Origin of the sequence: Pseudomonas brassicacearum (assembly GCF_009601685.2) — a bacterium.
GTDB classification, from domain to species: domain Bacteria; phylum Pseudomonadota; class Gammaproteobacteria; order Pseudomonadales; family Pseudomonadaceae; genus Aquipseudomonas; species Aquipseudomonas kilonensis_B.
The window spans coordinates 2,571,991-2,587,189 of record NZ_CP045701.2 but is presented as its reverse complement, the minus strand read 5'-3'; the positions used below and the strand labels follow the sequence as shown (position 1 = coordinate 2,587,189).

14 protein-coding genes are annotated in these 15,199 nt (G+C 62.4%); 1 reads left to right on the top strand and 13 read right to left on the bottom strand.

Annotated elements, in window-relative coordinates; all coding sequences use genetic code 11:
* Window positions 1-17: 17 nt before the first annotated feature.
* Together GFU70_RS11390 and GFU70_RS11385 are read right to left on the bottom strand one after the other, a co-directional pair.
* The gene (locus GFU70_RS11390; RefSeq protein ID WP_153388046.1) at window positions 18-2,099 is read right to left on the bottom strand and encodes an acetate--CoA ligase family protein; all 2,082 of its coding nucleotides are present in this window, start codon (window positions 2,097-2,099) and stop codon (window positions 18-20) included.
* A gap of 3 nt (window positions 2,100-2,102) precedes the next feature.
* Window positions 2,103-2,909, bottom strand: a complete 807-nt coding sequence (locus tag GFU70_RS11385; RefSeq protein WP_116642484.1) for an enoyl-CoA hydratase/isomerase family protein — start codon at window positions 2,907-2,909, stop codon at window positions 2,103-2,105.
* Window positions 2,910-2,991: 82 nt separating this feature from the next.
* Between GFU70_RS11385 and GFU70_RS11380 the strand changes: the two genes are divergently transcribed.
* Complete coding sequence (locus tag GFU70_RS11380) at window positions 2,992-3,828, top strand: IclR family transcriptional regulator (RefSeq protein WP_153388045.1); 837 nt, start codon at window positions 2,992-2,994, stop codon at window positions 3,826-3,828.
* A 16-nt stretch (window positions 3,829-3,844) separates the two neighbouring features.
* On the opposite strand, the gene GFU70_RS11375 is transcribed toward GFU70_RS11380, so the two are convergent.
* From GFU70_RS11375 to GFU70_RS11325, 11 genes are all read right to left on the bottom strand, one after another.
* Window positions 3,845-5,455 (bottom strand): gamma-glutamyltransferase family protein, encoded by a 1,611-nt coding sequence (locus tag GFU70_RS11375; protein ID WP_116642486.1) that lies wholly within the window; start codon window positions 5,453-5,455, stop codon window positions 3,845-3,847.
* A 42-nt stretch (window positions 5,456-5,497) separates the two neighbouring features.
* Entirely contained in the window at window positions 5,498-6,277 is a 780-nt protein-coding gene (locus tag GFU70_RS11370) for an amino acid ABC transporter ATP-binding protein (protein ID WP_058545291.1), read from the bottom strand.
* A gap of 2 nt (window positions 6,278-6,279) precedes the next feature.
* Complete coding sequence (locus GFU70_RS11365) at window positions 6,280-7,056, bottom strand: amino acid ABC transporter permease (protein WP_153388044.1); 777 nt, start codon at window positions 7,054-7,056, stop codon at window positions 6,280-6,282.
* Window positions 7,057-7,068: 12 nt separating this feature from the next.
* Window positions 7,069-7,875, bottom strand: coding sequence for an ABC transporter substrate-binding protein (locus tag GFU70_RS11360; protein ID WP_153388043.1), 807 nt, complete (start codon window positions 7,873-7,875; stop codon window positions 7,069-7,071).
* Between the two features lie 76 nt (window positions 7,876-7,951).
* Window positions 7,952-8,620, bottom strand: a complete 669-nt coding sequence (locus tag GFU70_RS11355) for a GntR family transcriptional regulator (protein WP_153388042.1) — start codon at window positions 8,618-8,620, stop codon at window positions 7,952-7,954.
* Window positions 8,621-8,846: 226 nt separating this feature from the next.
* Window positions 8,847-9,788: a helix-turn-helix domain-containing protein gene (locus tag GFU70_RS11350; protein WP_058543078.1), complete on the bottom strand. Its 942-nt coding sequence runs from the start codon at window positions 9,786-9,788 to the stop codon at window positions 8,847-8,849.
* Window positions 9,789-10,866: 1,078 nt separating this feature from the next.
* Complete coding sequence (locus tag GFU70_RS11345) at window positions 10,867-11,628, bottom strand: 2-keto-4-pentenoate hydratase (protein WP_058546795.1); 762 nt, start codon at window positions 11,626-11,628, stop codon at window positions 10,867-10,869.
* Window positions 11,625-13,232 (bottom strand): bifunctional 3-(3-hydroxy-phenyl)propionate/3-hydroxycinnamic acid hydroxylase, encoded by a 1,608-nt coding sequence (locus tag GFU70_RS11340; RefSeq protein WP_153388041.1) that lies wholly within the window; start codon window positions 13,230-13,232, stop codon window positions 11,625-11,627. Before GFU70_RS11340 ends, GFU70_RS11345 begins: the two co-directional genes overlap by 4 nt.
* 2 nt (window positions 13,233-13,234) lie before the next feature.
* Window positions 13,235-14,098, bottom strand: coding sequence for an alpha/beta fold hydrolase (locus GFU70_RS11335; RefSeq protein ID WP_116642489.1), 864 nt, complete (start codon window positions 14,096-14,098; stop codon window positions 13,235-13,237).
* A 27-nt stretch (window positions 14,099-14,125) separates the two neighbouring features.
* Window positions 14,126-14,728: an amino acid synthesis family protein gene (locus GFU70_RS11330; RefSeq protein WP_058546792.1), complete on the bottom strand. Its 603-nt coding sequence runs from the start codon at window positions 14,726-14,728 to the stop codon at window positions 14,126-14,128.
* A 14-nt stretch (window positions 14,729-14,742) separates the two neighbouring features.
* Window positions 14,743-15,192: a VOC family protein gene (locus GFU70_RS11325; protein ID WP_058546791.1), complete on the bottom strand. Its 450-nt coding sequence runs from the start codon at window positions 15,190-15,192 to the stop codon at window positions 14,743-14,745.
* Window positions 15,193-15,199: the final 7 nt, after the last annotated feature.

The following is a 15,199-nucleotide window of genomic DNA, read 5'->3' as shown; positions in this document are numbered from 1 at the left end:
AGAGTGGAACGGCCTCCTTACGCCATGATCGTCAAGCCGTCCAAGGCCATCACCCCGCTTCCGGCAGGACGAACCAGCAACGGATTGATCTCGGCTTCGATCAGGCGCTCGCCCAATTGCATGGCCATGTCCGAGAACGCGACGATGCAGTGCGCGGCGGCTTCGACGTCGGCCTTGGGCATGCCGCGATAGCCATCCAGCAACGGGTAAGTGCGCAGCTCGCGCAGCATCTGCCGGGCTTGCTCGAGGTTTACCGGAAGCAAGTGCAAGGTGGTGTCCTGGAACAACTCCGCTGTAACCCCGCCCATTCCCAGCAGGAGCGCCGAGCCCAGCTGCGGGTCGCGGTGGAAGCCGAGAATGAGCTCCTGCCCTTGCGTCACCATTTCCTGGACGAGAAAGGTCGGCGGCTCGAACCCCACGTGGCGGCTGACCTCGGCACGCATGCGATCCAGCCGCGCGCCGATGTTTCCGGCGTCCAGATGCAAGGCCACGCCGCCCACTTCGCTCTTGTGCGGGATCTGCTCGGAAAGCACCTTGAGCGCGACGTGACCGCCCAGTTCCTGCGCGGCCCGGGCGGCTTGCTCCCCATCACCAACCACCCGCTCCCGCGTCACCGGGATGCCGAAGCTGGCGTACAAGCGCTTGCTGCGCTCTTCATCGAGCGGGCCACTTGGCAGGTCCTGGAGAACCTCTGGCCCGGCCTGCGCAGTGCCAGACTCAGGGGATGGCTCGCTCCAGGTGGCCTGTGCCGCCAATGCCTTCAGTGCGCTGGCACAACTTTCCGGCGCGCTGAACGCCACGCCTCCAGCGCCATTGATACGCCGGGCCGCAGCCGGGGCATGGGGGCTGATGTACGCCAGCACCGGTTTATCGGAGCTGGCCAGGCTGTCGCCAATGGCATCGGCCATCAGGTGCGGCTGGGCAACACCGGAAGAGCCCACGACGCTGATCACTGCATCGAAATCCGCACTGTCGAGCAAGATGCCAATCGCCTCGCGCATCAACTCCGGCTGCAACCCCGCCAAGGTCAAGTCGATCGGGTTACGGTCCAGCACCGCCTGGTCGCCAATATCCAGGTCTCGCAGTTTCGCCGCGGTCTGCGCGCCGGGCGTGGGGGTTTCGAAACCGCTGACACCGAGGCTGTCGGCGATCAAGGTGCCCGCGCCGCCGGTGGAGGTCAGAATGGCGACCCGTCGGCCACGCATGACCCGGCCACTGGCCAATGCGAAGGGAATGTCCAACAGGTCGGCAAACGTCTCGGCGCGAATCACCCCAAGCTGACGGAAGTAGGCGGAGTACAGCGCATCGGAGCCCGCCATGGCCCCCGTATGGGAGGCCGCCGCGTGGGCACCTGCCTGGGAGCGTCCCACTTTGAAGACCACGACAGGCTTGCCGGCCTCGCGCGCCTTGCGCGCCGCACGGGAAAATTTTTCACTGTCGCGCAAGCCCTCCAGGTAAAGGGCAATCACCGAGGTCGCGGGATCGTCGGCCAGGTAATCGACGAAGTCGGCGACATCCAGGTCGACCTCGTTGCTGGTGGAGATCAGCTTGGAAAAACCGATGCCGGCAGCGACACCACGGGACAGCAGCGCGCCAAGGATGCCGCCGCTTTGCGATACGACGGCAACCCGTCCGGCCAGCAGCTCATCCATGTCCAGCGCACCGCTGGCCGACAGCGTGATCCGCTCGGTCAGGTTGACCAGGCCGATGGTGTTGGGGCCGAGGATCCGCATCGACCCGCGGGCCGCTTTCAATTCTTCCTGGCGCGCGGCACCTTCAGAACCGGTTTCACCATAGCCACCGGCCAATACAATCGCCGCGGGGCAACCCAGTGCCGACAGTTCGGCGACGGCCTGGTTGGCGCGCGCCGCCCCCAGCAGAATGATCGCCACGTCCGGTACTTCCGGCAGCTCGGCAACGCTGGGATAGCAGCGCAGCCCGTCGATTTGCTCATAACGTGGGTTGACTGGGTACAAGCGCCCTTCGAAACCATGCTTGCGCAGGAAGGCAATGGGGCGTCCGGAGGTTTTGCGGGAATCGCCCGAGGCGCCGATGACGGCAACGCTGGCGGGGCTGAGAAGACGTGCAATCTGATTCATGGTTCAGCTCCGCTCGGCCTTGCGGGCAAGGAAGGCGGCAACCGATTCCTGATGCTCGCTGGAGGTGTAGCAGATGCCCTGGGCCTGGCTGCCCATGGCGAATATCTGGCTCTGGGTGAGCTCGAAGGTGTTGTTCAGGATCGACTTGCTCAGGGCCAGGGCCGTGGCGGATCCGCCCGCGAGTTGCAACGCCCAATCGTGGGCCGCCGGTAACAGATGATCGTGCTCAACGACGCGATCGATCATGCCGATCCGCTGGGCTTCCACCGGCGCGACTGTGCGCCCGCTGAAGATCAGTTCCTTGGCCTTGGGCAGCCCGACACGGCGGGGCAGGAAATACAGGCCGCCGCCATCCGGGATCAGGCCGCGGGCGATATAGCTCATCGCAAAGCTGGCCTGCTCGGAGGCGACAATGAAGTCGCAACTCAGTGCCATGTCGCAGCCCAGGCCCGTCGCGGCGCCATTCACCGCAGCGATGGTTGGCTTGGGCAGGTTGTGCAGCAGCGACACCGCATGATGAACCCGCTGCTGGCGCTTCCAACCATTGAACGCCACGGAACCGGCGGGAGCACTCATGCGCGCCTGCATGCCCTTGATGTCGCCACCGGCACAGAAGCCCTTGCCGGTGCCGGTCACGATCAGCGCCTTGATCGAGTTGTCCGAGGCAATCTGCTCCAGGTATTCGATCAGCAACGAACGCATTTCATCACTGATTGCGTTGCGCGCTTCGGGGCGATTGAGGGTCAGCGTCGCGATGCCATCCACGACACACAGATCAATGGGGCCAGACAATTGCTGAGGGATCGTCATACGGTGCCTCTCTTATTATTCAGTTGATTGACCGCCCGGCGATGCGCCAAGCTTGGATTCAATCTGCGGGAGAGCGAACCTGATGACAACGCGACCGTTCCACCTGTTGGAACAGGGTGACACTGGCCTGGCTTCGGCAAATGTTCCCGGGCAAGGCAAGGCACCGCTCAACCGATCCCTTGAGCGCGGCCTGGATTTGCTGAGGGCGTTCCGGCCGGGTACCGAATCCCTGACCAATGGTGACCTGAGCGAGATCGCCGGTTTGTCGAAATCCACCGTGAGTCGATTGACCCAGACCCTGGTTCACGCCGGGTTCCTGGATTACGACCCGACAGTGGGCACCTACCGACTGGCACCCTCCCTGCTTGGGCTGGCGCATTCGATGTACCACGCCAGTACGCTGTTGCAGATCGCCACGCCGTTGATGTTGCAAGTGGCTCGCGACCATCAGGTCAACGTCAGCCTCGCCGCCGCCGATGGCGACGAGATGATCTACCTGGAGTCGATTCGCTTGGGCAAGCGCAAGTCGCCGCGCAATGTACTCGCCGGGCAGCGCTTGCCCATGGACGTGACGTCCCTGGGCCGGGCTTATCTGTCGGGGCTGGAAGAAGGACAACGCCGGCCATTGCTGGAACTGTTCAGCTCGCGCCGCTGCGAGGCCCGCGCCAGCCAACTGATCGAAGAAATCGACGATGCGGTGAAGCACGTATGGGCAACCGGGTACTGCGTGGCCTCATGGCAGCCGGAGGTCATGGCGATTGCCACCCCGCTCGACCACCCGGCCTATCGGACCCATGCGCTGAACATCAGCCTGGCGACCGTTGAAACAGCGCAGGAAATTGAAGCACGTTATGCAACAGTGCTGCTGGATCTGGCGCAGGCGATCAGGCAGGCACTGGCAGACGCCCGTGCCGACTGATCGTCAGTGGCAACTGTTACCAAACAGCTATATGCGAATCCGCCCGCGGTTCGGTCCCGCCGCACAGCACACCACTGACCGGGTCGCGCAGGATGATCTGGCCGCGGCCATAGTCGGTCAGGTCGCTGGCGATCTGAACCTCATGCCCCCGTCGCGCCAGGGCATTGGCCAGGTCCCGTGAGGCCCCGTGCTCGATACCGACCTTCATCGCCCCCAGCCATTGCCAGCGCGGTGCGTCCAGGGCCGCTTGCGGGTTCAGGCCGAAATCCACCAGGTTCATGACCATCTGCACATGCCCCTGGGGCTGCATGTAGCCGCCCATCACGCCGAAGGGGCCGAGGGCTTCGCCGTCGCGGGTGAGGAAACCGGGAATGATGGTATGGAAGGTCTTCTTGCCCGGGGCCAGGCAGTTGGCGTGGGACGGATCGAGGCTGAATTCCTGCCCACGATTCTGCAGGGCGATACCGCTGTCGGGCAGCACCACGCCTGAGCCAAACCCGTGGTAGTTGCTCTGGATGAACGAAACCATATTGCCCTCCCCATCCGCGGTCGCCAGGTACACCGTGCCGCTGGCGTGGGGGTCGCCGGGCGCGGGCGGTTGGGCCCGTTCGCCGATCTGCCGGCGACGGCGGGCACTGTAGTCATCGCTGAGCAGGTCAGCCACCGCCACGCGCATGTGCACAGGATCGGTGATGTAGTGCAGGCCGTCGCTGTAGGCCAACTTCATCGCTTCCAGTTGGCGATGCCAGGTCTGTTGGCTGTCACGGTGATCGAAGTCGAAACCTTCCAGAATCTTCAACGCCATCAAGGCGACCAGGCCCTGCCCGCTTGGCGGGATTTCCCAGACATCCACGCCTCGGTAATTGACGTGGATGGGGTCCACCCACTGGGCACGATAATCCCTGAGGTCCGAGGCCCGCAGATAGCCGCCACTGGCCCGGGAATGGGCGTCCAGGCGTTCGGCCAACGCGCCGCGATACAGGCTTTCGCAGCGGGTATCGGCTAATTCCTGGAGGGTGCGCGCCTGGGCCGGGTTGCGAAAAATCTCCCCGGCCCGTGGCGCTCGGCCTTCGATCAGGAAGGTAGCGAACCAGGCCTCGAGGACGGCATCGCGATGGGGGGTGAACTCGTTCACCGCGACCTGCCATTGATGGGCGACCACCGGCGACAGCGCAAAGCCGTCCCGCGCCAGGCTGATGGCCGGTTGCAGCAGCTCGGCAAAGGGCAGCTTGCCAAAGCGTCGGGACAACTCGGCCCAGGCCGACGGGCAGCCCGGGACGGTCACCGGTGTCCAGCCATAGAGCGGCATCTGCCCGTGGCCGGCGGCCTTGACCGCCTCGATGCTCAAGGCCGCCGGCGCATGGCCATTGCCGTTGAGGCCGTGCAACTGGCCCTTGCACCAGACCAGCGCGAAGGCGTCACCGCCAATGCCACAACCGGTGGGTTCCACCACCGTCAGTGCGGCGGCCGTGGCGATGGCGGCGTCGATGGCATTGCCGCCCTTTTGCATGATTTCAATGCCCGCCTGAGCCGCCAGGGGCTGGGACGCGGCAACCATGCCCCGACGGGCGAAAACGCTCTGGCGTTGCGACGGATAAGGGTATTGGTGGGCAGAAAATTTCAGCATGGCGAAGGCTCTTCGATACAGGAATTCAGTGGCCGGGGAAGGTCATAACACGCGACTGAGAAAGGCCCGGGTACGAGGATGAATGGGGTGACAGAAAATCTGCTCCGGCGGCCCCTGCTCGATGAGCTCGCCCTGGTCCAGGACCACCACACGGTCGGCCACTTCCCGGGCAAAACCCATTTCATGGGTCACCACGACCATGGTCATGCCCTCGTCGGCCAGCTCCTTCATCACTTGCAACACCTCGCCGACGGTTTCCGGGTCGAGGGCGCTGGTGGGTTCGTCGAAAAGCATAGCCTGGGGCTTCATGGCCAGGGCCCGGGCAATCGCGACCCGCTGTTGCTGGCCGCCAGAGAGCATCGACGGGTAGTGATCGGCCTTGTCCGCCAGGCCGACCCGCTCCAGCAGGCCCCGGGCCTGCTCCAGCGCTGCGGTGCGAGTCACGCCAAGCACCTGGATCGGCGCCTCGATGATGTTTTCCAGGGCCGTCATGTGGGGGAACAGATTGAAGCGCTGGAAGACCATGCCGATGTCCCGCCGTTGACGGGCGATGTTGCGCTCCGACTCACGCACCAGGCTGCCGTCGGCCCGCTCGCGATAGCCCATCGCCCGGCCATTGACGCGGATGCGTCCGCCCTGGATGTCCTCCAGCAAGTTGATGCAGCGAATGAAAGTGGTCTTGCCGGAGCCGGAAGCGCCGATCAGCACCACCACTTCGCCGCGCCGTACTTGCAGGGAGATGCCCTTGAGAATCTGCAGCTCGCCGAAGGACTTGTGAACGTCCAGCGCCTCGATGATCAGCTCTTCGCTTTTATGCGCCATGGTTAACGTGCCCTCAACAGGTTCAGGGTGCTGCGACCGAACATCCGCGTCGACGCCGGCGGCGGTGACGAGGGGCGGTCCGACTGACCGAAACGGGCTTCCAGCCAGCGCTGGAAAAAGCCCCACAACGTGGTCAGCAACAGGAAGTAGATCGCCACCACCAGATACAGTTCGAACACCCGGAACGTCGACGACGTGACCATCTGGGTACTGAGCAACAGTTCCTGTACGCCGATCACGCTGACCAGCGTGGTGTTCTTGAGCATCACGTTGAACTCGTTGCCCAGCGGCGGCACGATGACCCGGAACGCCTGGGGCAGGACAATGCGGCGCATCAGTTTGGCGAAGGTCATGCCCAGCGAGCGTCCGGCCTCGTATTGGCCCTTGTCCACCGCACCGATGCCGGCGCGGATGATCTCGGCCATGTAGGCGCCCTCGTTGAGGCCCAGGGCAATGATCGCCGCCTGGATATTGCCGGGGATCACCAGGCCGAACAGGTCGATGTCTTCGAAGCGGAAAATCCCGCCAGCGGCCAGTGCGGTGTAGAGAAAGACGATCTGCACCAGCAACGGCGTACCGCGCATCAGCCACACGTAAAAACGCACCGGCAAATGCAGCAAGGGGTTGCTCGACAACCGCAGCAGAGCGGCGGCCAGCCCCAGGGCACAACCCAGCAACATCGCCAGCACACTGATCAGGCAGGTCAGCCAGAGCCCGGTGAGGTACACCCCGCTGGGCTGCAACAGGTACTGCCAGAACACATCCCAATTGAAATTCATCGATGGTTCACCTCAATCAAGCGTGTCACTGGCGACATGCCATTTGCCAAGCAGCTGGCTGTAGCTGCCATCGCTGCGCATATCGCCGATGACCTGCTGCACGGCGGCAGTCAGTTGCGGATCGTCCTTGCGAATACCCAGGCCAGTGAGAATCCGGCTGAAGGCTGGCACCCCTTCCTCGAACAGATCGGGGGCCATGGCGGCGTAGTAACCAGCGGTTTCCACGGTGGTGCCGTAGGCGTCGACCTGGCTGATGCGCAGAGCCTGGAAGGCATCGGTGTCGGAGTTGTAGACCACCAGTTTCATGGGTGGCTTGCCGGCCTTGGCCAGGGTCTCGTTCTCGGCGTCGAGCAGGGTCTTGATGGTGGAACCGTTAAGTACGGCGACCTTGTGTCCGGAGAGATCCGGCAGCGTCTTGAGGCCCTTTGGATTGCCCTTGGGCACCACCACCGCCTGGCTGGAATACATGTAGTTGACGATGTCGATCACCTCGCGGCGCTCGGGCTTGTCAAACAGTTGGTCGACGATCATGTCGCACTGTCGGGCCAGCAACGCGGGGAGCAGTCCGGAAAAGGGAATGACCCGCCACTCCACCTTCTTGTCGCCCAGGCGCTTGGCGATCTCCAGCCCCAGGTCCACGGTCAGTCCCTTGGGTTTCTGCGCCTCATCGAAGGACACCAGCGGCGGCGAATCCATGCCCGAGCAGTAGACGAGTTTATCGACCTTGAGCAAACGCTCCGGGACAACGGGCGCGGCAACCGCCCACTGCGCACAGAAACCCAAGGATATAGCGGCAACCAACAGGCGAGGCTTATGCATGACCAGACACTCCAGTTCAGTAAGTAACGGGCAGTACTCAAAGTCAGAACACGGGCAGGCTCGGAGCCCGCTCTCGTTATTTTTTCGATTGCAGGAACTCGATCAATTCAGGGACGGTGCCTTCGATGTGCGCACGCACCACCGCCTCGGCCTTCTCGGCGTCGCCCGCGCGCAGGGCGTCGAGGATCAGCATGTGCTCCTGGCGCGCACTCAGGGGCTTTTCCACATGCTGCAGCCACAAGCGCATGGGCGCTTCGATCAGGGCATAGAGCGCGCTGATCTGCTTGAGCAATCGCGGGCGACCGCTGAGGCTGCACAGGTATTCATGGAACGCGCGATGGCGGCTGACCCACTCGGCGCTTTCCTCGCGGTAATCGTCCATCTCGTCCAGCAGTCGCTCCAAGGCGGCGAACTGGCGTTCGCCAATTCTGGCTGTCGCGACACGGACCGCCAGGCCTTCCAGGGCGCTGCGCATTTCGAAGACTTCGTGCAACTCATCGATGTCCAGGCCGCTGACAATCGCCCCGCGATTGGGTCGCAGGGTCACCAGGCCCTGGGCATCCAGACGGCGAAAGGCTTCACGCACCGGCATCCGGCTCATGCCGATTTCGTTGGCGATGTCCTCGGCAATCAGCCGGTCGCCCTTGCGTAACCGACCGCCACAAATCGCATCGAGCAGGAAATTGTAGGCCTCCTCCTCGGCCGTTATCGGCGGGCGTTCAGCGTAAGTGGGAACAAATTGCATGGCAGCACCTTCTGAATTTTTGTATCCAATTATCCATAAATTCAAAAAGCAGAATGCATGCCAAGCTTACGCATAATCGTGCAAGCGATTGATTTGGAGGGATTTGCCGAGGAAAACGACTGCCCGCCTTAAACCATTAGCCGCACAGGTGTGCTACCAAACAGCTCAACGGCTGCCTTTTATGGGTGCAGGGGGATGATTCGGTAACACAGCAGGCGGCGGCCCATCAAGCCGGTGCCCTGGGCGTATCGGAGGGTGACTCGCCAAACAGCGCCCGGTAATGGGCCGCAAAATGACTCAGGTGGAAAAACCCCATCGCCATGGCGATTTCACTGACGTTCAGTGCCGCCGCATGGGTCGTGATCAAACGCCGGCGCACGGCATTGAGCCGCAGGTTGCGCAGGTACTCCACCGGACGCATCCCGGTGACCGCCTGGAAACTGTTCTGCAGGGTCCTGCGGCTGACCCGCAACTGCTCGCACAAGTCGAGGATGCTCAAGGGCACATCGGCGCTGGACACCACCAGCTCCTGGCAACGTTTGACCAGGTAGGCACTGACGGCAAAATTGCCGCGTCGGCCACGCACCTCGTCCGAGGCGTGACTGAACAGATCGAGAAAGGCGTTGAGCAGGACGTCCTCGAGGATTTTTTCCGAGGCGGGATTGACGGCGTCTGCCTGTTCCAAAAGGTGACGAAACAGTGGGTGGATCCTTTGCTGCACGCGGCGCAGCACCGCCTCGTCCACGCTGACCTGGGACACGCTTTGCAGGCGCTTGAGCTGTTCGCTCGACAGTTCGTAGGCCGCCAGTTTGGCGAACCGTACCGTGTCGACATTGGCCGCGAAGAAGTGCGTGCTTTCCGGCGCATGCAAGACGAAGTCTTCGCCATCGCGCAACAGCACGACGCTGTGGGCGCCCACTTGGTGCCCCTGGACCACCGGCGCACCGCCCAACGACATGGCAATGCACAAGCGCCCTTTTGGCGCGCAACCGCGCTGCACCACCCGTTTATCCAGCACCTCCTGGAAAATCTGGAAACGATCGGCGCACACCTGCCGCAGTTCACTGGAAAGGCAACCACGCCCGAGTTGGTCATAGACCTGTTGCCAACCCAGGATCGAACCGGCGTGTTGCTGAGGATCATTGAAGGTACGGACTTCGGCGAACATGATCATTGTTCCTCGGTGATGCTGTGCTTATTTACCCGATGCAGTTACTCAAGCCCTGCAGGAACCGTGTAGAAGCTGTGTAGAAGCTGTGTAGGAGCTGTCGAGTGCAACGAGGCTGCGATCTTTCCCCTGGCACTTGAGTCCCCAAGCGAAAGATCAAGATCAAAAGATCGCAGCCTTCGGCAGCGCCTACAGTGTGTAGCCAGCGTGAGCAGGCGTCCTCGCCCGACGTACGCTGTGTAGGAGCTGTCGAGTGCAACGAGGCTGCGATCTTTCCCCAGACATTTGAGTCCCAAGCGAAAGATCAAGATCAAAAGATCGCAGCCTTCGGCAGCGCCTACAGTGTGTAGCCAGCGTGAGCAGGCGTCCTCGCCCGACGTACGCTGTGTAGGAGCTGTCGAGTGCAACGAGGCTGCGATCTTTCCCCAGACATTTGAGTCCCAAGCGAAAGATCAAGATCAAAAGATCGCAGCCTTCGGCAGCGCCTACAGTGTGTAGCCAGCGGGAGCAGGCGTCCTCGCCCGACGTACGCTGTGTAGGAGCTGTCGAGTGCAACGAGGCTGCGATCTCTCCCCTGGCACTTGAGTCCCCAAGCGAAAAATCAAGATCAAAAGATCGCAGCCTTCGGCAGCGCCTACAGTGTGTAGCCAGCGTGAGCAGGCGTCCTCGCCCGACGTACGCTGTGTAGGAGCTGTCGAGTGCAACGAGGCTGCGATCTTTCCCCAGACATTTGAGTCCCAAGCGAAAGATCAAGATCAAAAGATCGCAGCCTTCGGCAGCGCCTACAGTGTGTAGCCAGCGTGAGCAGGCGTCCTCGCCCGACGTACGCTGTGTAGGAGCTGTCGAGTGCAACGAGGCTGCGATCTTTCCCCAGACATTTGAGTCCCAAGCGAAAGATCAAGATCAAAAGATCGCAGCCTTCGGCAGCGCCTACAGTGTGTAGCCAGCGGGAGCAGGCGTCCTCGCCCGACGTACGCTGTGTAGGAGCTGTCGAGTGCAACGAGGCTGCGATCTTTCCCCAGACACTTGAGTCCCAAGCGAAAGATCAAGATCAAAAGATCGCAGCCTTCGGCAACGCCTACCGGAAAACCAAAGCCAGTTCCGTGCCAAGCATGTGCAAACGATATTCGCCTGCCCTGACGTCCATCGGCGCCAACAACGCCCCGGACAGCACCACCTGCCCCGCTTCAACGCGCTGCCCGTCGGCCAGCAACCGCCGGACCAGCCAACACAGATTCGCCAGAGGCGTGTCCTCGCGCGCCAAGACGTTACCTTCACCACAGGACACGCCGTCATGCGCCAGGCGATAGTTCACTTCGGGCAGTCGGTCCGGATCGAACCCCACCCTCGCCCCGAGGCAATACAGCCCCGCGGCGGCATTGTCGGCAAGAAACGCCCCGACGCCGAAACGCCAGCCCTGCCAACGACAATCGGCGATTTCGAATGCCGGCGCGACCTCTAAGATGGCGGCGAGGATGTCCTCGTCGCTGTAGAAACCCGGCACCAATGTGCGCCCCAGGACAAACGCCAGCTCGATTTCCAGCTTTGGCTGGATCAGCCGCGCCAGGGGCACCGTGCTGGCGGGCTCTACCACCATGGCATCGGTCAGTGCGCCCAGCACCGGTTCATCAATACCGAAACGGTCCTGGGCGGCACGGCCGGCGAAAGCCACTTTCCACCCGGTCAACCGCTCACCAGCGGCCTGGCGCCGGCGCAATGCCTCGCGCTGCAAGGTGTAGCCCTCCTGCAGGGCAACAGCTTGTGGCTCCAACGAAGGCAAGGCATGTACAGCCTGCTCGGCCTCGTGAAGCCGGACCAGGAAATCATCTTCGCGTCTCATGAGAGTTGCTCCGCCAGTTTGCGCAACACGCCTTCGAGCCGCTCAGGTGTGGTGATCGCGGCAACGAACCGATCCGGCCGCACCACCACGACGCAGTCACGCACCTTGGCAAACCATTCGCCCAGGCGGTTATCGACGTCCTCGACGCAAATGGCGTCGCTGGCGGACAAGGGTTGGTTACGCCCCACGCCACTGCGCGAGCGATTGATCTGGATGAAGCGCGTTTCCCAGCGCGCCCACCAGGCGGCGGTTTGCTCGCTGAGCTGTTCGCTCGGGTTGACCCGATACCCCAGCACCGCATAGGAATGTCCCAGCACCTCGTCCAGGCGTCGGCGCTGGCCCTGGGCATCTTCGATGGTCGGTTGGATGAACAACTGCCCGACCAGATCATCCTCATGCAGCTCGGCGCGCTCGTGATACACCAAGCCTTTGGTGATGGTCGCCTTGGGTTTGAACTTGAATTCCAGCAAGTGCGAGCGAAGGTTGTCGACGCTGTTGACGGCCTGGAACAACCAGTCCCGCACACCGGCCATCAACGGGTTGGTCAGCCCCAGCACTGCGCCCATGTTGTCGGCCAACGCGATGAGATCGGTCGCATGCCCACGGCGTTCCTGGTCGTAACTGGCAAGAATCGCCGGTGACGCCCGCCCTTGAAGAATCGCGGCGAGCTTCCAGGAGACGTTGGCGACATCACGCAGGCCCGAATTGAGCCCCTGCCCGGCCCAGGGCGGGGAAATATGCGCCGCATCCCCCACCAAGGCCACACGGCCCTGGACAAAGCGTGCCGCGACCCGAGAGTTATGGGTGTAGGCGCGGATCCGGATGATTTCCAGTTGGTCGGCCGCATCGCCGATATGCCCACGGATCAAGTCCCGGATCGTGGCCTCTTCGCACATCCGGGCCTCGTCTTCGCCCTCCAGGAGCATGAACTCCCAGCGCCGCTGCTGATACGGCAGGTAGATGCAGACGAAGGGCCGCTGCGGGTCAGCATGCAGGGCCGTATACGGTGCATCCAGGGAGTCGTTGGCCGTGTCGATCACCACCCATTTGCGTGGATGGGTCAACCCCAGCAACTCGATGCCGAGTTTCTTGCGCACGCTGGAACGTCCGCCGTCGGCGCCGATCACGTACTGCGCCTGTAGTTGATAGAGCTCGCCTTGGGCATCGCGTACCTGCAACGTCACGCCCTCGGCATCCTGCTCCAGATCGAGCATTTCATGGCCCTGGCGCAACTCGACACTGGCGTGCTTGCCCAGTTGCTCGCGCAATGTCGTTTCCAGCAACTGTTGCATGAAGATGTTGCGCATCGGCCAGCCATAGTGGGCCGTGCTCGGCTTGACCTCGGCAAAACAGACGCCTCGCGCATTGTAGTACCGCAGGGGTACGTTGCAGATCATGTCGCGCGCGGCCAGTTCGGCGATGCCGATGCCCTGCAACACACGCAGTGCTTCGTCATCCATGCCCACCGCGCGCGGATACGGCAGGACGCCGTCAGCCAACTCAAGGACGATGCAGTCGATGCCGTACAGCCCCATGTAATGAGCGGCTGTGATCCCATTCGGGCCGCCGCCCACGATGACAACCTGGGTTTTCTCCTGCTTCATCGCTATTCACCGCTTTGTTGTTGTGGTTGTAGACACTGGTCATACAAATAGTCGATGACGACAAGGTTGAACATTTCGCTCTGGTCATCATGGACGTAATGGCTGGCGTCGGCGATTTCCTCGGTGCGCACCCACTCATTGGCCTGCTTGATCGACTCAAGGGTCGCCAAGGGCAGGAAGTCGGAACGGCCGCCACGAATGAACAGCGTCGGGCAATCCAGCGCCCGTACCGCCGGCCACAGGTCGGTCGGGGTAATACTCAGGCGCGCCTGGGCAATACCCTGCTGGTCGTGACGCCATTCGATTCCAGCCAGCGTTTCCTTCATGGAATACATCAACCTGGAAGCCAGCCCCTCCGGCGACAAGCCAGGTCGCGCTTGCTGCCAGAACTGGGCGGCACTCTCCCAGTCAGGAAACAACAACGGTGTCTGGCTCATCTCGCGCCGAATCCGCTCGGCGCCGTCACCGCTGACCGAAGAACCAGGGCCGATGTCCTCGACCACCAAAGCTTGCAGTCGCCCCGGATTGAGCCGCGCATACTCCAGTGCATTGGTGCCACCGAGGGAATGCCCCACCAGGACGAAACGCTGCAGCCCCAGATGCGCCACCATATCTTCAAGATCGTTGACATAGGCCTCGGTCCGGTAACTGGAAGCATCCGCCCAGTCACTGTAGCCACGGCCGCGCTGGTCAAGGGCATAGCAGCAGTACCGCTCACCCAGCGCATTGGCCAGGCCATCCCAGGTCTGGGCATAGGAGCGCAGCCCGTGCAGCAACACCACTGCAATGCCCGACGGATTGCCCCAGGACAGATAATGCAAGCGCATCCCTGACCGATTGATGAAGAACTGGCTGTTTGCAGACATTCGTTGGCCTCCCACGATCAGCGCACCTCAATACAGGCCGTCATTGCCCTTGACGTCGGCAGCCTGAAGGCCACCCAGACGCGCATGCAAGCGCCCCCGCGTGGCGAAGGCCCAGATGATGATCAATTCGTCGGCCGCCGGACCGTCACCGAACGACAACGAAATGCTGTCGTAGTGCGAACGGACATACAGCGCGTCCTTGTGGGCCAGCGGCACATCGATGGTGACGCCAGGCCCGCCACGCTTGCCCGTGGAAGGCACCCAGGACTTGCCGCCGCCCAACGCGACGCGGATCGGATCCGCCGCCGGGTTGGTCAACAATGCATTGCCATGTTCGTACTCGCCCTGGCTGCCCACCAGGCACGCCTTGCCGTAGCTGACGATCTGATGCTGGCCCGCCAGTACCCGGATGCGCCGACCAAATTCCTGGCCCAGCAAGGGTGACGGCTCTATCAGCTCGGCCAGGCTTTCGCTGAAGCGTCCGGCATAAGGGTTGGCGATCACGGCGCCAATGGCGTATTTGAACAGCGGCTCACCGTCGGCCAACTGGCCCGTTTCGTTGGCCAGGGTTTCCTCGACGAAGCTGTACCATTTGCGGATGTGATAACTGGCGAAATTTGCGCTTTTCATCAAACGTGCCTCTTTCAAAGTGGGTCAAGATCGAAATGCCGGCTGGGCGCCCCAGCGGCCTTGAAGCGGGCCTTGCCTCGCTCGTCGTCATGTTCGGATTCGAGGAAGAATTCCAGGCGATTGCCGTCGGGGTCGTTGAAATACACACCGTTGCCAATCTCGTGGTCGGTGATCTTCACCACCTCGACGCCCTTGTTCAGCAACATGCCGTAGAGCTTGCGCAGGGTGGTCATGTCGCCGGCGATCTCCAGCCCGTAGTGCTGCAGCCCCAGGCCGCCCTGGTGGGCACCGGGTGCTGCGCGGAGCAACGCGATGTCGTGGTGCTTGGCACCGAAGGCCATCATGATCCAGCTTTCACCCCGGGCGCTTTCATGCATGCCCAGCACGTCGGCGTACCAGCGCGCCGACACTTCAGGGTCGCTCACGGACAGCGACAGGTGAGTACGAACGACTTCGACTTTCATCGCGCGA

What these genes read in the sequence shown, in the direction of transcription:
- GFU70_RS11390 (WP_153388046.1), bottom strand. Translation starts at nt 2,099, where the DNA reads ATGAATCAGATTGCACGTCTTCTCAGCCCCGCCAGCGTTGCCGTCATC.
- GFU70_RS11385 (WP_116642484.1), bottom strand. Translation starts at nt 2,909, where the DNA reads ATGACGATCCCTCAGCAATTGTCTGGCCCCATTGATCTGTGTGTCGTG.
- GFU70_RS11380 (WP_153388045.1), top strand. Translation starts at nt 2,992, where the DNA reads ATGACAACGCGACCGTTCCACCTGTTGGAACAGGGTGACACTGGCCTG.
- GFU70_RS11375 (WP_116642486.1), bottom strand. Translation starts at nt 5,455, where the DNA reads ATGCTGAAATTTTCTGCCCACCAATACCCTTATCCGTCGCAACGCCAG.
- GFU70_RS11370 (WP_058545291.1), bottom strand. Translation starts at nt 6,277, where the DNA reads ATGGCGCATAAAAGCGAAGAGCTGATCATCGAGGCGCTGGACGTTCAC.
- GFU70_RS11365 (WP_153388044.1), bottom strand. Translation starts at nt 7,056, where the DNA reads ATGAATTTCAATTGGGATGTGTTCTGGCAGTACCTGTTGCAGCCCAGC.
- GFU70_RS11360 (WP_153388043.1), bottom strand. Translation starts at nt 7,875, where the DNA reads ATGCATAAGCCTCGCCTGTTGGTTGCCGCTATATCCTTGGGTTTCTGT.
- GFU70_RS11355 (WP_153388042.1), bottom strand. Translation starts at nt 8,620, where the DNA reads ATGCAATTTGTTCCCACTTACGCTGAACGCCCGCCGATAACGGCCGAG.
- GFU70_RS11350 (WP_058543078.1), bottom strand. Translation starts at nt 9,788, where the DNA reads ATGTTCGCCGAAGTCCGTACCTTCAATGATCCTCAGCAACACGCCGGT.
- GFU70_RS11345 (WP_058546795.1), bottom strand. Translation starts at nt 11,628, where the DNA reads ATGAGACGCGAAGATGATTTCCTGGTCCGGCTTCACGAGGCCGAGCAG.
- GFU70_RS11340 (WP_153388041.1), bottom strand. Translation starts at nt 13,232, where the DNA reads ATGAAGCAGGAGAAAACCCAGGTTGTCATCGTGGGCGGCGGCCCGAAT.
- GFU70_RS11335 (WP_116642489.1), bottom strand. Translation starts at nt 14,098, where the DNA reads ATGTCTGCAAACAGCCAGTTCTTCATCAATCGGTCAGGGATGCGCTTG.
- GFU70_RS11330 (WP_058546792.1), bottom strand. Translation starts at nt 14,728, where the DNA reads ATGAAAAGCGCAAATTTCGCCAGTTATCACATCCGCAAATGGTACAGC.
- GFU70_RS11325 (WP_058546791.1), bottom strand. Translation starts at nt 15,192, where the DNA reads ATGAAAGTCGAAGTCGTTCGTACTCACCTGTCGCTGTCCGTGAGCGAC.